Raw genomic sequence first — 15,966 nt, 5'->3', positions numbered from 1 at the left:
TGCCAAAGAATGGGGAAAGACATGTCAGATACACATGCAGCACCAAATCACGAGAGTGAGGATGAAGATACCGGCTCAAAACTGCGGCATCTTACCGGCCCAATGGTTGGGATCATTGCCGCTGTTTCGCTGATCATCGCAATTGTACACCTTTATGTTGCGATCTTTCCCAAGATTTCAGAATTTGAACGAAATGCCTTTCATTTTGCAGGCTTTGCCTTTCTTGCTGCCGTGTCCTACCCGATGATGCGCGGCGGGGCGAAGCTTAACCGAATTGTTTATATTTTTGATGTTCTCTTCGGAATTGCGATTGCGGTTTCCGCTATCTATCTTACCCAAGCCGAAGACGCGATTTACGCGCGCGGGGTAACGCTTGCACCACTTGACTGGATTGCAGCTGGCCTTTGTATTGCCGGTGCAATTGAGCTAACACGCCGCGTCACGGGGTTGATTATTCCGACACTTATTGTCCTTGCCATTACATATGTCGGCTTTTGGGGGCAGTATGTTGGCGGCGTCTTCTCTTTTGCTGGTCTTAGCTGGGAAACCGTTGTTTTCCGGTCGATCTATGGGGACGATGCGATGTTTGGCACAATTGCCCGCATTTCATCGACCTACGTTTTTCTTTTTATCATCTTCGGGGCGTTCCTGCTGCAATCCGGTGCAGGCAACTTCGTGATTGATCTGGCGCGCGCAGTTGCGGGCCGCATGGTTGGCGGGCCGGGTATTGTTGCCGTTATTGCCTCTGGTCTAACAGGTACGATCAGCGGATCCGCTGTTGCGAACACGGCGTCGACCGGGGTTATCACCATTCCGCTGATGAAAAAGGCCGGGTTTGAACCAAAATTCGCGGGTGGTGTTGAGGCTGCAAGTTCGACCGGGGGGCAACTGATGCCGCCGATCATGGGGGCAGGGGCCTTTGTGATGGCAAGCTTTACGCAGATCCCATACGAGCGGATCGTGGCGGTCGCGGCCTTGCCTGCATTACTTTACTTTCTGAGTGTGGCGTTCTTTGTCCGGATCGAGGCGCGGCGAAATAATCTTAAACCTATGCCTTCTGATGGCGTGACGCTGGGGTCTGCATTTCGCAAATCCGGCGCGAGTTTTGTGATCCCAATCGCAATTTTGATCAGTATGCTGGTTTCGGGGTTCACACCATCTTATGCGGCGGTTGTCGGGATAGTTGCGGTCATCGCCTCAAGCTGGCTCACGCAAAACCCAATGGGGCCGCGCGCTGTAATTGCGGCTTTGATCGCCGGTTCAAAAGGCATGATCATGACGGCGGTTCTGCTGTGTTCAGTTGGCCTGGTGGTCAATGTTATCGCTACAGCAGGGGTTGGGAACACCTTCAGCCTGATGATATCTGGCTGGGCCGGGGGCAACATCCTGATTGCGATTGTACTGATTGCGCTGGCGAGCCTTGTTCTGGGCATGGGGTTGCCAGTAACGGCGGCCTACATTGTCCTTGCAACGCTGTCTGCTCCGGCGTTGGCCGGCATGATTGCAGATCGGGTTGTGATTGATGCTGTCGTTGCCGGGGTCTTGTCTGATAGTGCCAAGGCCGTTTTGATGCTGGGTGCACCTGAATCGATGGAACTGCTTGTGCAGGATGTCATCAGCAGGGCGGATGCGTCAGAGCTGATCCGCAGTTTACCGCTTGAGATAGCCGGCCCACTTCGGGACATGGTGGTTGCGCCAGAACTGGCAGTTGCCGCTGTGTTGTCAGCCCATATGATCATTTTCTGGTTGAGCCAGGATAGCAATGTAACGCCGCCGGTCGCGCTTGCGGCTATCACGGCCTCTGCCATAGCCAAAGCTCCTGCAATGGGAACGGCGGTGACAAGCTGGAAGCTTGCCAAAGGGCTTTATATCGTACCGCTGCTCTTTGCCTATACACCATTGTTGTCGGGTGACTGGGGGGCGATGGTTACGGTTTTTGGTTTCTCGGTTGTGGGGATTTACGGGCTGGCCGGCGCTTTGCAGGGATGTCTGGAGAATAAAATTGGCATCGTCCTGCGCGTGATTGTTGCAGTTGCCGGGGTGGCTAGCCTCTGGCCTGGCTCATTAATGCTGAACATGGCTGGCGCGGCTGGCGTCATTGCCTGCTTGCTGATCAATATTTATGCCCAGCCAAACCGGCTAAAGAGCACGGCAAGCGCATAGGTGCGCAACATTTGACTAAGCGAACGGTAAAGTTATTTTCGGCGGCGTTTCTATTCCAGACCGCAATCGCCAACGAAGTCTTCGAAGCGGGCTTTCAGCCAGCCAGGAACATCCTCAGGGACTTGATCGCCAACCTGAGTTTGCAACTGCGCAAAAACCTTTGCCGTCCGGCTTTCATCTACCATCGGGAAAGATTGGTCTGTGACCGCGAAATCATAGGCCACGAGGCCCACAACCACCAGCAATACGCCACGCGCGACTCCGAACAGGAACCCAATTCCCTGATCGAACCCACCCAGAAATGACCGTTGCACAATGCCGGAAAACAAGGGTGTAAAAATCGACATAACGATCAGACCAATCACCATAACCACCGCAAAAGACGCAAGCAGCGACAGTTCGCATTGATCTGCGACGAATTCGCCCAAGACTGGAATCTGATTTACAAGCGGGCGGATCTGGTCGGCAAACAGATATGCCAGAATTGCGGCCGCGATCCAGCCACCGATCGACAGTGCCTCGCGCACGAACCCGCGCGAATAGGCCAGAAGAGCCGATATGATGATGACGATGGCGACAACGCCGTCGATTATTGTAAAGCCTTCCATGCTCTCGCTCCTTCGCGGGGCTAACCAGCCCCGAATATGTCCCCAACAAACGCCGTCAGGTCGGACATTTTCTGTACCTTAAACCCTGACTGCGTCCCAGTCTTGCTGCGTGCAGGGGCGATTGCCCCTGTAAACCCAAGCTTCTTTGCTTCCTTTAGCCTGTTTTCGGTCTGTCCAACCGGCCTTAGTGCCCCTGATAAGCTAATCTCGCCAAAAACCACAGTGTCAGAAGGCAAAGCAGCGTCTTCGCGTGCAGAAAGTAGCGCGGCTGCCACAGCTAGATCTGCGGCGGGTTCGGTGATTTTCATGCCGCCAGCCACATTCAGGTAGACATCAAGCCCCGCAAAAGGGATGCCACAGCGGGCCTCCAGCACTGCCAAGATCATGGCCAGACGCCCACTGTCCCAGCCCACAACGGTGCGTCTTGGCTGTGAATGGGGCGAGGGGGCGACAAGCGCCTGCAACTCGCAAAGAACGGGGCGGGTGCCCTCGATTCCGGCGAATACGACGGAACCTGGCGCAGGTTTGTCTCGTTCACTCAGAAACAGGGCAGAGGGGTTGGTGACCTCGCGCAGGCCTGCGCCTGTCATCTCAAACACGCCAATCTCATCTGCCGGGCCAAAACGGTTTTTGACCGCACGCAAAATGCGGAACTGATGGCCGCGTTCGCCTTCAAAATAAAGAACCGTGTCGACCATATGTTCGATCACCCGAGGCCCTGCGATCTGGCCGTCTTTGGTGACATGGCCGACAAGAACCACCGCAAGCCCCTTGCGCTTGGCAAAACTTGTGAGCTCATGCGCCGCAGCCCGCACCTGACTGACAGACCCCGGAGAAGAGCCCACATTGTCAGCCCACATGGTCTGGATCGAGTCGATGATCGCGATATCGGGCTTTTCGTTTTCGAGCGTCGTCAGAATATCGCGCAGGTTGGTTTCGGTGCCAAGTTTGACTGGTGCATCCGTCAGGCCGAGCCTTTGGGCGCGCATCCGCACCTGTGCCGAGGCTTCCTCGCCCGAGATGTAAACGGATTTCAGCCCAACGCGGGCAAAACTGGCGGCAGCTTGCAGCAATAGCGTTGATTTACCGATGCCGGGGTCCCCCCCCACCAGAATGGCAGATGCGGGCACCAGCCCACCGCCCAAAACCCGGTCAAGTTCTGCCATGCCTGACTGTGTGCGGGGTGGTGGCGCCTCTTCCGTTGCAAGGTCTGACAGCGGAATGGAACGGCCCCGTGCAGCACCAAGCGCCTTTGACGCTGGGCCGGTTGAAAGCGGAACATCCTCGACAATAGAGTTCCATTCGCCACAGGCATCACAGCGCCCTGACCATTTCTGGTGCGACGCCCCGCATGCATTACATGAAAATTGATTTGCTTTAGCCATGCCGCTTTGTGGACCGCGCGCGCTTTTCCGTCAAATAGCTAATCAGGTTTGAGACCAGAATACAGCCGGTGAACAAATAAAGCCCCCAGGCGGTTTCAACGGTCGCGAGACCCACACCTTTGACGATGACAATGTAAAGCGCGATGAGAAATACATCGGCCATGGCAAGTTTGCCCAGAATATGCAGCACAGGCAGCACTTTGCGCCGCAGCAGCCCGAAATGGATAAGCGCAAGGCCGATGGTTTTCAGGTAAGGCGCAAAGCCCGCGAGGAAGGTAACCAGCAGCGCCAGCGCCACATCGCTTTCCCAAAGGCTCTGCAGGCCCGAAATGACAGAGATTTCAGAGAGCCCGAAAAGCGGGAGCAGGCCCGCCCGCAACAGCGGCGCAAACCAAGCGATGGGGAAGAGGATGAGAAGGGTGAGGTTGGCGAGGCGGAGGATTTGAGAGCTCATTTGATCAATCGCCAATTAAAACACAGCATCAACGATACTCGTGATGAGAAGTAGAAGGTAAAAAACAGGGGCGGAATACGCAACCAATATATTACCGCGTTTTCGCTCTCCCAAAAAGAAAACCGCGCATTGAAATGTAAAAATTACAAAGACAAAAACGAAGGCATCGTCTGAGCCTGTACTTTAAAAAAAGCTTTGTTCTGTTTCATTGAAGCGTTCAAATACACGGGCCATCAGGTAAAAGCTGCTTAAGAATATAGATATACGGAATCCTAAAACAGCTTCTTTCTCGGATACTGCACCGTTTCTTTCGTAGAACACCGTCCATAAGTATTCCAAAGATTTTGCTATGTAGACATGAAAAATAATTTTGAAAAATTTGACCAAAAACTCTTCGATCATCTTCGATCATTGCAGGACCCAAATGTAGGTCACCAAAAACGTGGCCAACGTACAGTTTGTTACGACAAAGAAAGCTATTCGCGTGCTGATCAGATTTCGTCTTGGTGGCGTAACCGCGGTTAAAAAGAACGAGACCCAGTAAGCGATGTTTAGAGTGGCAATAACTGGTAAAAAGAAATTTGAGCCAACAAGCGCTGGAACGAAAATTGTGATTGCCAGAACCATTGATGCAAGGAACTGAAATACAATAAGTTTTTTGTTGTACTGGCCCCTGTGCAGTAAAAATACGCTGCCCATTAGGTATATGCCAGAAGCCAGAATTGGGGACAGGACTATGAAAAAGGAAATGTCTGGGTTCATTTTTAACCCCGCCTCAATTGCCGTAGCGCTTTTGGCGAGTTATCGCAGAATACCGTTAACTTTTTGTTAACGAACTGCCTCAATCGGCCCTTCGGCGCGGCCGTGGATGAACTGGTCAAGGTAAGGGTCGCCTGAATCGTCCAGCTTCGCCACAGGACCGGTCCATTGAATAATACCGTCGTGCAGCATCGCGACCTTGTCGGCGATGGCGCGGACAGACGACATGTCATGGGTGATGGTCATGGCGGTTGCGCCCATTTCCACAACGATTTCGCGGATCAGCTCGTTTATAACCCCCGCCATGATCGGGTCCAGCCCAGTCGTGGGCTCATCAAAAAAGATAATCTCGGGCTCTGCTGCAATGGCGCGGGCAAGGCCGACGCGCTTTTGCATCCCGCCTGACAGTTCCGCCGGGAACAGATCAGCCACAGCGGATTTCAAACCAACACGGCGTAGCTTTTCAATCGCAATTGCGCGCGCTTCCTCTATCGGGCGCTTCAATGATCCGCGCAGAAGGCGGAAGGCAACGTTTTGCCAGACAGGCAGGCTGTCAAACAATGCGCCGCCCTGAAACAACATGCCAAAGCGGGCAAGAAAGGCGTCACGCTCTGCCGTTGCCACATCTTGGCCGTCAAGTTTGATGACACCGCTGTCGGGTTTGATCAGCCCAAGAACGCTTTTCAGCAGCACGGATTTACCCGTGCCGGACCCCCCGATGATCACCATGCTTTCGCCGGTCTGGATCGTCAGGTTGACGCCTTGTAGCACCTTGTTGTCGCCAAAGGCCTTATGAACGTTCTGAAGCTCTATCATGCTGAGAAAAACAATTCTGTAAGAAGATAATTGGACGCAAGGATCAGCACCGATGCTGCCACCACCGCTGATTTCGTAGCTTTACCAACGCCCTGTGCGCCGCGGCCCGAGTTCATGCCGTAATAGCAGCCCATCAGTGCAACGATGAACCCGAAGGCAGCGCCTTTTACTAGGCCAGAGAAGACGTCAATGAACTCTAAAAAATCAACAGTATTATGAAGATAGGCAGAGGAGTTAAAGTCAAGCCGTGTAACGCCGACAACGTAACCACCCATAATTCCGATCAGGTCCCCGACGGCAACCAGAACCGGCACCGCAAGCGTTGCGGCAAGCACCCTTGGCACCGTCAGATATTTCATCGGGTGGGTCGAAAGCGTGACCAAAGCGTCAATCTGTTCGGTTACTTTCATCGTGCCGATTTCAGCGGCAATGGAGGATGCAACGCGGGCCGCAACCATAAGACCTCCCATAACGGGGCCAAGCTCACGCGCCATGCCAATCGCTACGATAGAAGGAACAACAGCTTCGGCATTGAAACGAGCACCGCCAGCATAGATTTGCAACGCCAGTGCGCCGCCAGTGAAAAAGGCTGTCATGCCTACAACCGGAAGACTGAAATATCCAATTGTCATAACGGCATGAATGAATTCTTTAAAGTAAAATGGTGGGCGAAACATGTGGCTAATTGTTTGCCCTGCATAGATCGCAATCTGGCCAATTGTCGCCAGTATCATCAATGTTGTGCGGCCCACTGCGGCCACAGGAAACAAAAGCGTCGTCATCCACCTGCTCCAATATAACGCCGTGTATAGCGTGCGCCCAAAGATGTCAGAATTTCATAACCAATGGTATCGGCATATTCGGCGAGTTGGTCAACGCCCTGTTCTGGGCACAGGATGTCCAGTGATTTCGGCGTTTCATCAAGATGCGAGATATCAACGGTTAACAGGTCCATCGATACGCGGCCAACCAACCGGCACGGGGTGCCGTTGGAAAACAGCTGTGCTTTGTTACCCATAGATCGGATTAATCCGTCGGCGTAACCTGCTGAAACAGTTGCTATTCTGCTTGGTTTTTTCGCAGTCCAGCTTGCGCCATACCCGACCGTGTCACCGGCCTCCAGAGCGCGGGTTTGAATCACAGGCAGGCTCAGCCCAACAACCGGTTTTGCCTTTGCAAAGGGTAAACAACCATAGAGCCCAACACCGGGACGCGTCAGGTCAAAATGATAGTCCTGACCTAAGAGGATGCCCCCGGTCGCTGCCAGAGAACGGGGTGCATCAAAACTGTCTGTCATCTGACAGAACGCAGCGAGCTGTTGCGCGTTCATCGCGTGATCCGGCTCATCCGCACAGGCGAGGTGGCTCATGATAAGGGAGGGTGATTGCTCTGACACGATGTCACGTACTGCGGCCCATTCCCCAGGTTCCATACCAAGCCTGCTCATCCCACTGTCCAGCTGAAGGCCGAACTTGTGGGTTGGGAGCGCCTCTAGGTGGCGGGTAAGCTGGTCAAGCGAATTGATCATCGGCGTCAGCATAAGATCATAGATCATATCCGTATCGCCACGCATATGCCCGGCAAAAACGCAAATTTCCGGCCCCGGACCCAAGGCCTGACGCACCCTTGCGCCTTCTTCCGCGATGGCTACAAAAAACTTGCGCGCCCCGGCCCGGGCCAACGCCTTTGCGACGCGTCCGGCACCAAGACCATAGCCATTCGCCTTGACGACCGCTGCAGTTTCGACAGAACCCGCCGATACCGCGTCAAGCGCACGCCAGTTGGCAATGATGGCTTCAAGATCGATTGAAAGTGTTGCACTACCCATAGCGTGGTTTTGACAGGCGGGCCGTGGAGGTCAAGTAAAAACCCAACGTCTTGCACCAATGCCGATCACGTTATCGGGTTTTCTTATGCGTGTCATAGCCCGCTTGCAGTTCACTACGCAGATACGAGCCGAAATTTATGGAATCAAACTTTGGCGTTCCCGTGCCGGGGAGCGGCGCGACGCCATAGCTGACATGTGGATCAAAGAAGAAAGGGCAGGAATAGCGTTCGCGCCCCGAGCGGTTGATTACACGATGTGGGGTCGAAAGCAGCCGCCCGTTTGACATCCGGTGCAGCATATCGCCGACGTTCACCACAAATGCCCCATCGATTTTTGGTGCATCAATCCAGTTGCCTGTCGGCGTTTTCACCTGAAGCCCACCAACATCATCCTGCGCAAGCAGTGTGAGGCATCCGAAATCTGTATGTGGCGCAGAGCCATAGAGGTCATCTGGGGCCTGTGGCGGTGTTGGAGGGTAGTGCAGCAGACGCAACCACGTTGTGGGCGTCTGAAAGCCTGCAGTAGCATCTTCGGGATTTGCGCCCGCCGCGGCGAGGGCGAGCTTTATCAATCGAAAACCAAGCAAAGTCATTGCATCAGAGTAGGCAACAAGTGCCTCACGAAATTCAGGTAGCGTGGGCCAAAGATTTGGCCCTGACAGGTAAACATCCGGGTCTGCTACCGCGTCCTCCCGCATCATCATGAAACTGGCCGATTGATTTGGCTTTTTAACATCGGCCAGCTTGGAGTTTACGTCGGTTGACGTGTTGATCGGAATGTAGCCGCGATGTAAACGATTGAGTTTTATGCGCATTTTTTCGGAAAGGGGAAGCGCGTGGAACCGAGCAGAGGCCTCAAACACCGCATCGATCAGCGCCGGATCAATCCCGTGGCCAATGATGTAGCCAAACCCAATTGTGCTGTAGGCGTGCCGAAATTCGTCAACAAGCGTTTCAAGGTTTTCACCACGGGCGAACGGCCCCACGTCTATAACGGGGATTTCTGTGAACTCAGTCATTTTCGTATCTTTCACGACAGATTGAAGGACGTTGGGCAATCTGCCTCGCTATCCCTCAAATCGCTTTCTGCGATGTTCTGAATGGCGCTCAAGCACCAGAAGATGATTGAAAGCAGACATATCAATAACCGTCGCCATTGATCTGTTGCTGCCAGGGTTTCACAAGATCGCTGAAGCGGGTGAACTGGCCTTCAAATGCAAGATCAACATGGCCGATTGGCCCGTGACGTGCCTTGCCGATGATGACTTCTGCTTTGCCGTGCAGGTGCTCCATTTCGTCCTGCCAGGCCGCCATCTTATCAAGTTCATGATCACCCGGTTTTTCGCGTTCCTTGTAGTATTCTTCGCGGAACACGAACATCACAACATCGGCGTCCTGCTCGATCGAGCCCGATTCACGCAGGTCAGAAAGTTGCGGGCGCTTGTCGTCACGGTTTTCAACCTGACGTGACAACTGCGACAACGCGACAACAGGAATATTAAGTTCTTTGGCTATCGCCTTGAGGCCCATGGTAATTTCGCTGATCTCGTTCACACGGTTCTCGGTCTTTCCTGTGCCGCGCACAAGCTGCAAATAGTCAACCATCAGGACATCAAGCCCATGTGTGCGTTTCAGGCGGCGCGCACGTGCGGCGAGCTGTGAAATGGGCAAGGCTGCTGTGTCGTCGATGAACAGAGGACAGGCCTCAAGCTGTTTTGCGGCATCTACAAAACGGCGAAATTCTGCTTCGGTCATGTCGCCGCGGCGGATTTGCTCGCTCGGAACTTCGGCAGCCTCGGACAGAATACGCGCGGCAAGTTGTTCTGCTGACATCTCAAGCGAATAAAACCCGACGACACCACCGTTGACTGCCCCTTCAGAGCCATCCTGCAGACGGCCGCGTTTGTAGGCCTTGGCGATGTTGTAGGCGATGTTGGTCGCAAGCGATGTTTTCCCCATCGAGGGACGCCCGGCAAGAATGAGCAGGTCAGACTTGTGAAGTCCGCCCAGTTTCTGGTCGAGGTCTTTCAGACCCGTTGAAATCCCAGCCAGCCCACCATCACGCTGATAGGCGGCGTTGGCGACATTTACCGCGTCCGTCACGGCCTTCAGGAAAGACTGAAAGCCGCTGTCGGTCTGCCCCTGTTCGCCGAGTGCATAAAGCTTTTGCTCGGCTTCTACGATTTGTTCTTTTGGCTCGCTTGCAACGTCAACGCTGGCGGCTTTGTCAGAAATATCGCGGCCAAGGGCAATAAGTTCACGCCTGATCGCCAGATCGTAGATCAACTGCGCGTAATCACGCGCTGCAAATGAAGAAATGGATGCACCAGCCAATTTGACCAGATATGCGGGACCACCGAGTTCTGCGAGCCCAGGATCATCTTCCAGAAACGCCTTGAGCGTTACGGGCGACGCGATTGCATTTTTGCGAATCCGCGCTTCGGCAGTTTCAAATACCTTGCCATGCACAGGGTCGAAGAAATGGGCTGAGCCGATGATCGAGGCGACCCGATCATAGACTTCATTGTTGGTTAGGATAGCGCCCAGCAGCTGTTGTTCAGCTTCGATGTTGTGGGGCATCGTGTCCTGTAGGTCGCTATCCTGCTGCTGCGCCCCAATCGGTGCAATCTCGTTCATTCTTACCTTCTGTCCCTGGGCTTATTTGCCCTTTTTCAGAGGGGCATACAGCATAAGTGCCGTAGTCCCTATCAGGATATGTCTGTTAACAACCCGCCGTGGGCGCTGTGGAAAAGCTGTGAATATCCTGTGTATATACCACATCTGGATATGTTTCGCGAGAACTCTCAACATCTGCCACAGCGTTTTGATTCGCGAATATCTTGTTCACATATTATCCACGCATCTTTTTTTCTTGCCATTCACGGGGAGCGTTCAGGAATTTCTGCACCTCGTCGAGGGTTGCCTTGTCAAAGGCACCGCTGTCACGCGCGGCTTCCAGTACGTCCCACCATGTGCAGAGGTATGACAGTCCAACACCGTGATCTGACAGTGTCTTTTCAGTTTCCGGAAAGATGCCGTAGTAAAAGATCACAGCGGTCCTGTCGCAGGTTGCGCCAGTTTCGCGGATCGCATCGACAAAGGAGAGTTTGGAGCCGCCATCGGTTGTCAGATCTTCGACCAGCAGCACGCGTTCCCCTTCGCTCATCACGCCTTCGATACGCGCGTTGCGACCGTAACCTTTGGGTTTCTTGCGCACATAGGTCATTGGCAGTGCCATACGCTCCGCCACAAGGGCCGCAAAGGGAATTCCTGCCGTTTCGCCCCCGGCGATATTGTCAAATGCCTCAAGCCCTGCATCGCGCATTACGGTGCAGGTCAGAAAATCCATCAATGTCGCGCGAATACGGGGAAAACTGATCAGCTTGCGGCAATCTATATAGGTGGGCGATGGAAGGCCCGAGGCCAGCGTAAAGGGCTCTTCCGCATTGAAATGCACTGCTTTGATATCAAGCAGCATCTTTGCGGTCAGCTGGGCAATTGTTTTTGCGTCGGGGTAAGAGGTGGGAATCATAATTTAGCTCACATGCCAATTTACGGGAAAGCCGGGATCAAAGACCGTGACTGGCCCTTCTTCAGAAATGATTTTTTCAGGGATAACAATCGCTTCACCCTTGGTCAGGGTAAGTGTGGTTTCATTGACGGGCAGGCCATAAAACGCGGGGCCATTAAGCGATGTGAACCCTTCAAGTTTGTCCAATGCGTCTTCTTCTTCAAACACGTGGGCAAGAAGAGACATTGTGTTTGTCGCAGTAAAACACCCCGCGCAGCCGCAGCTATTTTCCTTGTTCGGATCGGTGTGGGGCGCGCTGTCAGTCCCTAAGAAGAACCGTGCATCCCCCGAAGTTGCAGCAGCGCGTAAGGCAAGGCGGTGTTCTTCCCGTTTGGCAACTGGTAAACAATAGTAGTGCGGCTTGATACCACCAACGAGGATGTGGTTACGGTTGATAATCAGATGATGCGTTGTGATCGTTGCGCCCAGATTATCCTGTGATTTTGCATAGTCGACACCGTTAGAGGTTGTGATGTGCTCCATCACGGTGCGCAGGCCCGGTGTTGCCCTGCGGATCGGGTCTAACACACGGTCGATAAACACGGCTTCTCGGTCAAAAATGTCGATGTCCGGGTCAGTAACTTCCCCATGAACGCAAAGCGGCAAGCCAATTTCCGCCATTCTCTCAAGAACTGCGCGCACCTTGTCGAAATCTTTCACACCGCTGGCTGAATTGGTCGTCGCCCCAGCGGGGTATAGCTTTACCGCGCTGATCAGGCCGCTTTCTGCGGCCGCGGCAACATCATCGGGATCAGTTTGCTCTGTCAGATACAGGGTCATTAGCGGTGTGAAATCAGCGTCCGCAGGCAACGCGTCTGTAATTCTGTCTCTGTAAGCCGCGGCATCAGAACCGGTGACCACAGGTGGCACAAGATTGGGCATGATGATTGCGCGGCCAAAGTGGCGCGTGGTTTCGGGCAAAACGGCCCTCAGCATTGCGCCATCGCGCAAATGCAGGTGCCAATCATCGGGGCGTCGGAGCGTAAGGGACTGTGTCATCACGCCCGGATTACACAATCCGGGAGCGCGGGGCTATGGGGAATCTGCGGGAATCTAAACAGAAGACGGGCAACGGGCGGAAAAGAGCCATGCATCTGTGGAAACCCGGCAATGCAGTACTGTCCGTTTTAAGTGCCGGATCCTTTGGCTATCTTGAGGGTGGGAGGAAACCAAACTCAGATAGAATGAGGTTTCTTATGGCGACGACACAGACATTCACACGCGGCAGCATTTCCTCAAGTTGGATCGGTCGCGTGTTCTCTTCAATCGGCGGTGCGATAGTTTCCAGTATGGAGAAAAAATCGCGGCAGCAGATCGTACAGATTTTACAAGCAAAATCCGATGCGGAATTGGCGCAAATGGGTCTTAAACGAGACGATATCATTCGTCACGTTTTCAGCGACATGTTTTACTGCTGAATTCGGGCACTTTTTCGGGTGTCAAAACAGTCCCTCAAAACTGTCACGAGCAACACAGTCCCGACTTACCCTTCAGACAAGGCTAACGGGGCGGTGACGCATGCAAGTGGCTTTTGTATCGATACGGAAGGCGGTTACGTCTCCTCTGACATGCTTTTTTCGATCGCAGAGAGACGGCTTTCCAAGCTAGCGCCGGTGTGTATGATTGCATGACGGCAGGCTGCTGCTGCAAACCGCAGGTGGTCATTGTCTTCAAGGCGATCCACCAGATGCCGCAAATACGGAAAATACTCTCTGCGTGCGCGAAACAACTTGTAAAAAGACTGTTCGCTCAATGTGTCTTCAAAGGCCTGTTCTATTAATGGCAAAAGAATGCCCATGTTCCGCAAGTCACGCCCGATTTTCCGGCCGAAGCATGGACAACGCAACTTGCTCACGTGGGATCGGTTGAACAGGGCTGCATGCATTGCATCCAGCGCCTCGACCGGGTCATAAACCACAAATGCTTTCTCTGCGGCCTCGATCATGTCAGGCGCATATCCATAACGGTTTTTAAAATCCTCGCGTCGCATTTCAGGATAGCGGCGGTCCCACTCTGTAATGCGTGGATCCAGTGTTGCCTGTGGCTGGACCACGATGACAGTGGCGCCCGGTGCAGCAACCGAAAAACTTGCGGCCGCATAGCCACACATGCCTTCGCCATAAAACACAACCTTGTCGAAATCTTCGAAAAAACCGTCGTCTATTAACCGGTCAAAATAGGCATAGACTGCTTTGTCACGAAACCAGCTTGCGCTATGCGCCATCAGGCAAAGCTGTGACCAGTCTTTTCCTTCGACAAGGTCAAACCCAAGCGGTAGGGCCTTTTCGCATTCGTTACGAATGGTTTCGACCGTCTCAAAAGTGACCAGCAATACCGGGTCCCGGTCAGTAAACAGCGCGGAATGGTTTGGGCCAACCGGCTGGAAATAGCCGCGTTCCTCTGCCACCTCATCCAACGCCTCAAGCCAGTCCTCAAACGCGAGGTCCTGCAAGGACGGTGTCTGGCCGGCGGCAGAATGCGGCATAGGGAGCGGTCCTTTTGCACGGGTTAAATGGATTTGACGGGCATCAGTCTATGTTTACCCTGATTTGCATCGCAATGGGGCAGAATTGCGAAAGCAAAGGCTGGTTTTCAAGAATTTGTTTTGTCATAGGCAACAGTTCGCGCCTTACCCAAGGGATGTTGCCAAAAACGGCAAAATAAAACGCAAATAGGTGAATTATTCTCGGCGACTCAACTGCGCTGCAGCGTTGCGGTAAGCGCGCCCATTCCGATCAGCGTTCCACCCCCGGTTCGTGTCATCCAGCGCATCACGCTTGGGCGGCGAATATAGCGGCGCAGATGGTCAGCCAACATTGCGTAAGAAAACGCACTAATCGCTCCGATTGTAACGAAGGTGATGATCAGCGTTACAAACTGCGGCATCAGGGGCTGCTCTGGGCGCATGAATTGGGGAACAAATGCAATGAAAAAGCCAATACTTTTAGGGTTCAGCGCCGTGACAGCAGTGGCATGCCAAAAAATCGCGACAGCACCAATAGGGGCTGTTTCTTCGTCAATTTTTACAGTCATCGCTGGCGCACGCAGCAGCTTTACACCAAGGTAAACCAGATACGCCGCACCTACCCACTTAAGCACTGTAAATAACGTGGCAGAGGTGGCTACCAGCGCCCCAAGCCCGGCAAGCGACGCGCTCATCGCCAGAAAATCCCCAAGCGCAACACCTGCTGCCGTTGCCAGCGCGATTCTGCGCCCCTGCGTCAAAGCATAGGAAACTGTCAGCAGAACTGTTGGGCCCGGAATGACCACCAGCGCAACCGAGGCAAGCACAAAGGTAAACCAAAGCTCAAGTGACATGGGGACTCCCTTTCAAAACTCCGTTATCTGGCGTTCAACAGTAAGTCTTGTCAATCCTCCCCCTTGACCGTCAGCGGGTCACATGCAGAGCTATGGCACAAAGGGAGAATTCTATGGGTCAGAAAGTTTCGAGCATTGATGAGGTGGAAACGCTGCTGTCGGGGCAGGGATATATCGCGAACCGTGCTCTGGCGACTGTCGTTTTTCTGGCATTGCGCCTCGGACGACCACTGTTTCTCGAAGGCGAGGCAGGCGTTGGCAAAACCGAAATAGCAAAGGCACTCTCAGCAGCCCTCGGTCGGCGGCTCATTCGGTTGCAATGCTACGAAGGGCTGGATGCGTCTTCTGCAGTTTATGAATGGAACTTTCCGGCCCAGATGGTTGCCATTCGCACGGCAGAGGCCGCAGGTGGCGCGGATCGCGACGCGCTTCAGGCGGAACTGTTCAGCGAAGACTATCTGATCACCCGCCCGTTGCTCGAAGCGATGCGTCCGCAACCGGGTGGTGCCCCTGTTCTTCTGATCGACGAACTTGATCGCACGGATGAGCCGTTTGAGGCGTTCCTTCTCGAAGCCCTCAGTGATTTTCAGGTTACAGTGCCCGAGCTTGGCACGATAAAGGCGGCAGAACCGCCCATCGTGATTCTTACCTCCAACCGCACACGCGAGGTGCATGATGCCCTGAAACGTCGCTGCCTCTATCATTGGGTTGATTACCCGAGCTTTGAACGTGAGATCGAGGTGCTCCATTCCCGCGCGCCAGAAGCATCAGAGGCGCTGAGCCGCGAAGTCGTTGCCTTTGTTCAACGCCTGCGGACAGAAGACCTGTTCAAAAAACCGGGCGTGGCAGAAACTATCGACTGGGCGAAATGCTTGCTTGCGCTTGATGTGATCAGCCTCTCACCCGAGGTGATCGCGGATACACTTGGTGCAATTCTTAAATATCAGGATGACATCCAGCGCCTTACCGGCGGAGAAACAACGCGCCTGCTTGAAGAAGCAAAACAAAGCCTTGTTCCGGCCTGATGTTTTCTTTTTCCCAAAAATATCCTCGGGGGGTTTGGGG

Annotated in this window: 16 protein-coding genes; 3 read left to right on the top strand and 13 right to left on the bottom strand. The window is 53.7% G+C overall.

Annotated elements, in window-relative coordinates; all coding sequences use genetic code 11:
- The first annotated feature begins 21 nt into the window (after positions 1-21).
- Positions 22-2,163: a TRAP transporter fused permease subunit gene (locus tag MWU63_RS05475; protein WP_246531644.1), complete on the top strand. Its 2,142-nt coding sequence runs from the start codon at positions 22-24 to the stop codon at positions 2,161-2,163.
- Positions 2,164-2,213: 50 nt separating this feature from the next.
- On the opposite strand, the gene MWU63_RS05470 is transcribed toward MWU63_RS05475, so the two are convergent.
- The 11 genes from MWU63_RS05470 to pyrC all read right to left on the bottom strand — a co-directional run bounded on the left by MWU63_RS05470 (position 2,214) and on the right by pyrC (position 12,582).
- Positions 2,214-2,771, bottom strand: coding sequence for a CvpA family protein (locus MWU63_RS05470; RefSeq protein WP_213888351.1), 558 nt, complete (start codon positions 2,769-2,771; stop codon positions 2,214-2,216).
- A gap of 20 nt (positions 2,772-2,791) precedes the next feature.
- Positions 2,792-4,156 (bottom strand): DNA repair protein RadA, encoded by a 1,365-nt coding sequence (gene radA / locus MWU63_RS05465; RefSeq protein WP_213888350.1) that lies wholly within the window; start codon positions 4,154-4,156, stop codon positions 2,792-2,794.
- Positions 4,149-4,598, bottom strand: coding sequence for a paraquat-inducible protein A (locus MWU63_RS05460; RefSeq protein ID WP_247077254.1), 450 nt, complete (start codon positions 4,596-4,598; stop codon positions 4,149-4,151). Before MWU63_RS05460 ends, radA begins: the two co-directional genes overlap by 8 nt.
- A gap of 420 nt (positions 4,599-5,018) precedes the next feature.
- Positions 5,019-5,372: a hypothetical protein gene (locus MWU63_RS05455; protein WP_247077183.1), complete on the bottom strand. Its 354-nt coding sequence runs from the start codon at positions 5,370-5,372 to the stop codon at positions 5,019-5,021.
- Between the two features lie 66 nt (positions 5,373-5,438).
- Complete coding sequence (locus MWU63_RS05450) at positions 5,439-6,185, bottom strand: ATP-binding cassette domain-containing protein (protein WP_213888348.1); 747 nt, start codon at positions 6,183-6,185, stop codon at positions 5,439-5,441.
- Entirely contained in the window at positions 6,182-6,967 is a 786-nt protein-coding gene (locus tag MWU63_RS05445) for an ABC transporter permease (RefSeq protein WP_213888347.1), read from the bottom strand. Before MWU63_RS05445 ends, MWU63_RS05450 begins: the two co-directional genes overlap by 4 nt.
- Positions 6,964-8,013 carry an alanine racemase gene (alr, locus tag MWU63_RS05440; protein ID WP_247077181.1) on the bottom strand — a complete coding sequence of 350 codons (1,050 nt, stop codon included), beginning with the start codon at positions 8,011-8,013 and terminating at the stop codon, positions 6,964-6,966. The genes MWU63_RS05445 and alr overlap by 4 nt, the downstream gene beginning before the upstream one ends.
- A gap of 70 nt (positions 8,014-8,083) precedes the next feature.
- Positions 8,084-9,031: a 2OG-Fe(II) oxygenase family protein gene (locus MWU63_RS05435; RefSeq protein WP_247077180.1), complete on the bottom strand. Its 948-nt coding sequence runs from the start codon at positions 9,029-9,031 to the stop codon at positions 8,084-8,086.
- Between the two features lie 121 nt (positions 9,032-9,152).
- Positions 9,153-10,649: a replicative DNA helicase gene (locus MWU63_RS05430; RefSeq protein ID WP_213888344.1), complete on the bottom strand. Its 1,497-nt coding sequence runs from the start codon at positions 10,647-10,649 to the stop codon at positions 9,153-9,155.
- Between the two features lie 214 nt (positions 10,650-10,863).
- The gene (locus MWU63_RS05425) at positions 10,864-11,544 is read right to left on the bottom strand and encodes an orotate phosphoribosyltransferase (protein WP_213888343.1); all 681 of its coding nucleotides are present in this window, start codon (positions 11,542-11,544) and stop codon (positions 10,864-10,866) included.
- Between the two features lie 3 nt (positions 11,545-11,547).
- The gene (pyrC, locus tag MWU63_RS05420) at positions 11,548-12,582 is read right to left on the bottom strand and encodes a dihydroorotase (RefSeq protein WP_213888342.1); all 1,035 of its coding nucleotides are present in this window, start codon (positions 12,580-12,582) and stop codon (positions 11,548-11,550) included.
- A gap of 35 nt (positions 12,583-12,617) precedes the next feature.
- Here pyrC and MWU63_RS05415 point away from each other — a divergent pair, with 35 nt between their 5' ends.
- Positions 12,618-13,001, top strand: coding sequence for a hypothetical protein (locus MWU63_RS05415; RefSeq protein ID WP_246531643.1), 384 nt, complete (start codon positions 12,618-12,620; stop codon positions 12,999-13,001).
- A gap of 134 nt (positions 13,002-13,135) precedes the next feature.
- Here MWU63_RS05415 and MWU63_RS05410 read toward each other — a convergent pair whose 3' ends face one another.
- Both MWU63_RS05410 and MWU63_RS05405 read right to left on the bottom strand, forming a co-directional pair.
- Positions 13,136-14,068: a phosphoadenosine phosphosulfate reductase gene (locus MWU63_RS05410; protein ID WP_247077178.1), complete on the bottom strand. Its 933-nt coding sequence runs from the start codon at positions 14,066-14,068 to the stop codon at positions 13,136-13,138.
- Between the two features lie 209 nt (positions 14,069-14,277).
- Positions 14,278-14,901 (bottom strand): LysE family translocator, encoded by a 624-nt coding sequence (locus MWU63_RS05405; RefSeq protein ID WP_213888340.1) that lies wholly within the window; start codon positions 14,899-14,901, stop codon positions 14,278-14,280.
- A gap of 113 nt (positions 14,902-15,014) precedes the next feature.
- On the opposite strand from MWU63_RS05405, the gene MWU63_RS05400 reads away from it, so the two are divergent.
- Positions 15,015-15,926, top strand: coding sequence for a MoxR family ATPase (locus tag MWU63_RS05400; RefSeq protein ID WP_213888339.1), 912 nt, complete (start codon positions 15,015-15,017; stop codon positions 15,924-15,926).
- Positions 15,927-15,966 lie beyond the last annotated feature (40 nt).

The sequence above is a fragment of the Pseudohalocynthiibacter sp. F2068 genome (assembly GCF_023015645.1).
GTDB lineage: Bacteria > Pseudomonadota > Alphaproteobacteria > Rhodobacterales > Rhodobacteraceae > Pseudohalocynthiibacter > Pseudohalocynthiibacter aestuariivivens.
Note: the sequence above shows the minus strand (reverse complement) of the source record. Positions and strands in the feature narration are given on the sequence as shown.

Bases quoted from the DNA above. Each gene is read 5' to 3' on its own strand.
- MWU63_RS05425 (WP_213888343.1), bottom strand. From the start codon at position 11,544: ATGATTCCCACCTCTTACCCCGACGCAAAAACAATTGCCCAGCTGACC.
- alr (WP_247077181.1), bottom strand. From the start codon at position 8,013: ATGGGTAGTGCAACACTTTCAATCGATCTTGAAGCCATCATTGCCAAC.
- MWU63_RS05430 (WP_213888344.1), bottom strand. From the start codon at position 10,649: ATGAACGAGATTGCACCGATTGGGGCGCAGCAGCAGGATAGCGACCTA.
- MWU63_RS05415 (WP_246531643.1), top strand. From the start codon at position 12,618: ATGGGGAATCTGCGGGAATCTAAACAGAAGACGGGCAACGGGCGGAAA.
- MWU63_RS05470 (WP_213888351.1), bottom strand. From the start codon at position 2,771: ATGGAAGGCTTTACAATAATCGACGGCGTTGTCGCCATCGTCATCATC.
- MWU63_RS05475 (WP_246531644.1), top strand. From the start codon at position 22: ATGTCAGATACACATGCAGCACCAAATCACGAGAGTGAGGATGAAGAT.
- radA (WP_213888350.1), bottom strand. From the start codon at position 4,156: ATGGCTAAAGCAAATCAATTTTCATGTAATGCATGCGGGGCGTCGCAC.
- MWU63_RS05455 (WP_247077183.1), bottom strand. From the start codon at position 5,372: ATGAACCCAGACATTTCCTTTTTCATAGTCCTGTCCCCAATTCTGGCT.
- MWU63_RS05445 (WP_213888347.1), bottom strand. From the start codon at position 6,967: ATGACGACGCTTTTGTTTCCTGTGGCCGCAGTGGGCCGCACAACATTG.
- MWU63_RS05435 (WP_247077180.1), bottom strand. From the start codon at position 9,031: ATGACTGAGTTCACAGAAATCCCCGTTATAGACGTGGGGCCGTTCGCC.
- MWU63_RS05405 (WP_213888340.1), bottom strand. From the start codon at position 14,901: ATGTCACTTGAGCTTTGGTTTACCTTTGTGCTTGCCTCGGTTGCGCTG.
- pyrC (WP_213888342.1), bottom strand. From the start codon at position 12,582: ATGACACAGTCCCTTACGCTCCGACGCCCCGATGATTGGCACCTGCAT.
- MWU63_RS05450 (WP_213888348.1), bottom strand. From the start codon at position 6,185: ATGATAGAGCTTCAGAACGTTCATAAGGCCTTTGGCGACAACAAGGTG.
- MWU63_RS05410 (WP_247077178.1), bottom strand. From the start codon at position 14,068: ATGCCGCATTCTGCCGCCGGCCAGACACCGTCCTTGCAGGACCTCGCG.
- MWU63_RS05400 (WP_213888339.1), top strand. From the start codon at position 15,015: ATGGGTCAGAAAGTTTCGAGCATTGATGAGGTGGAAACGCTGCTGTCG.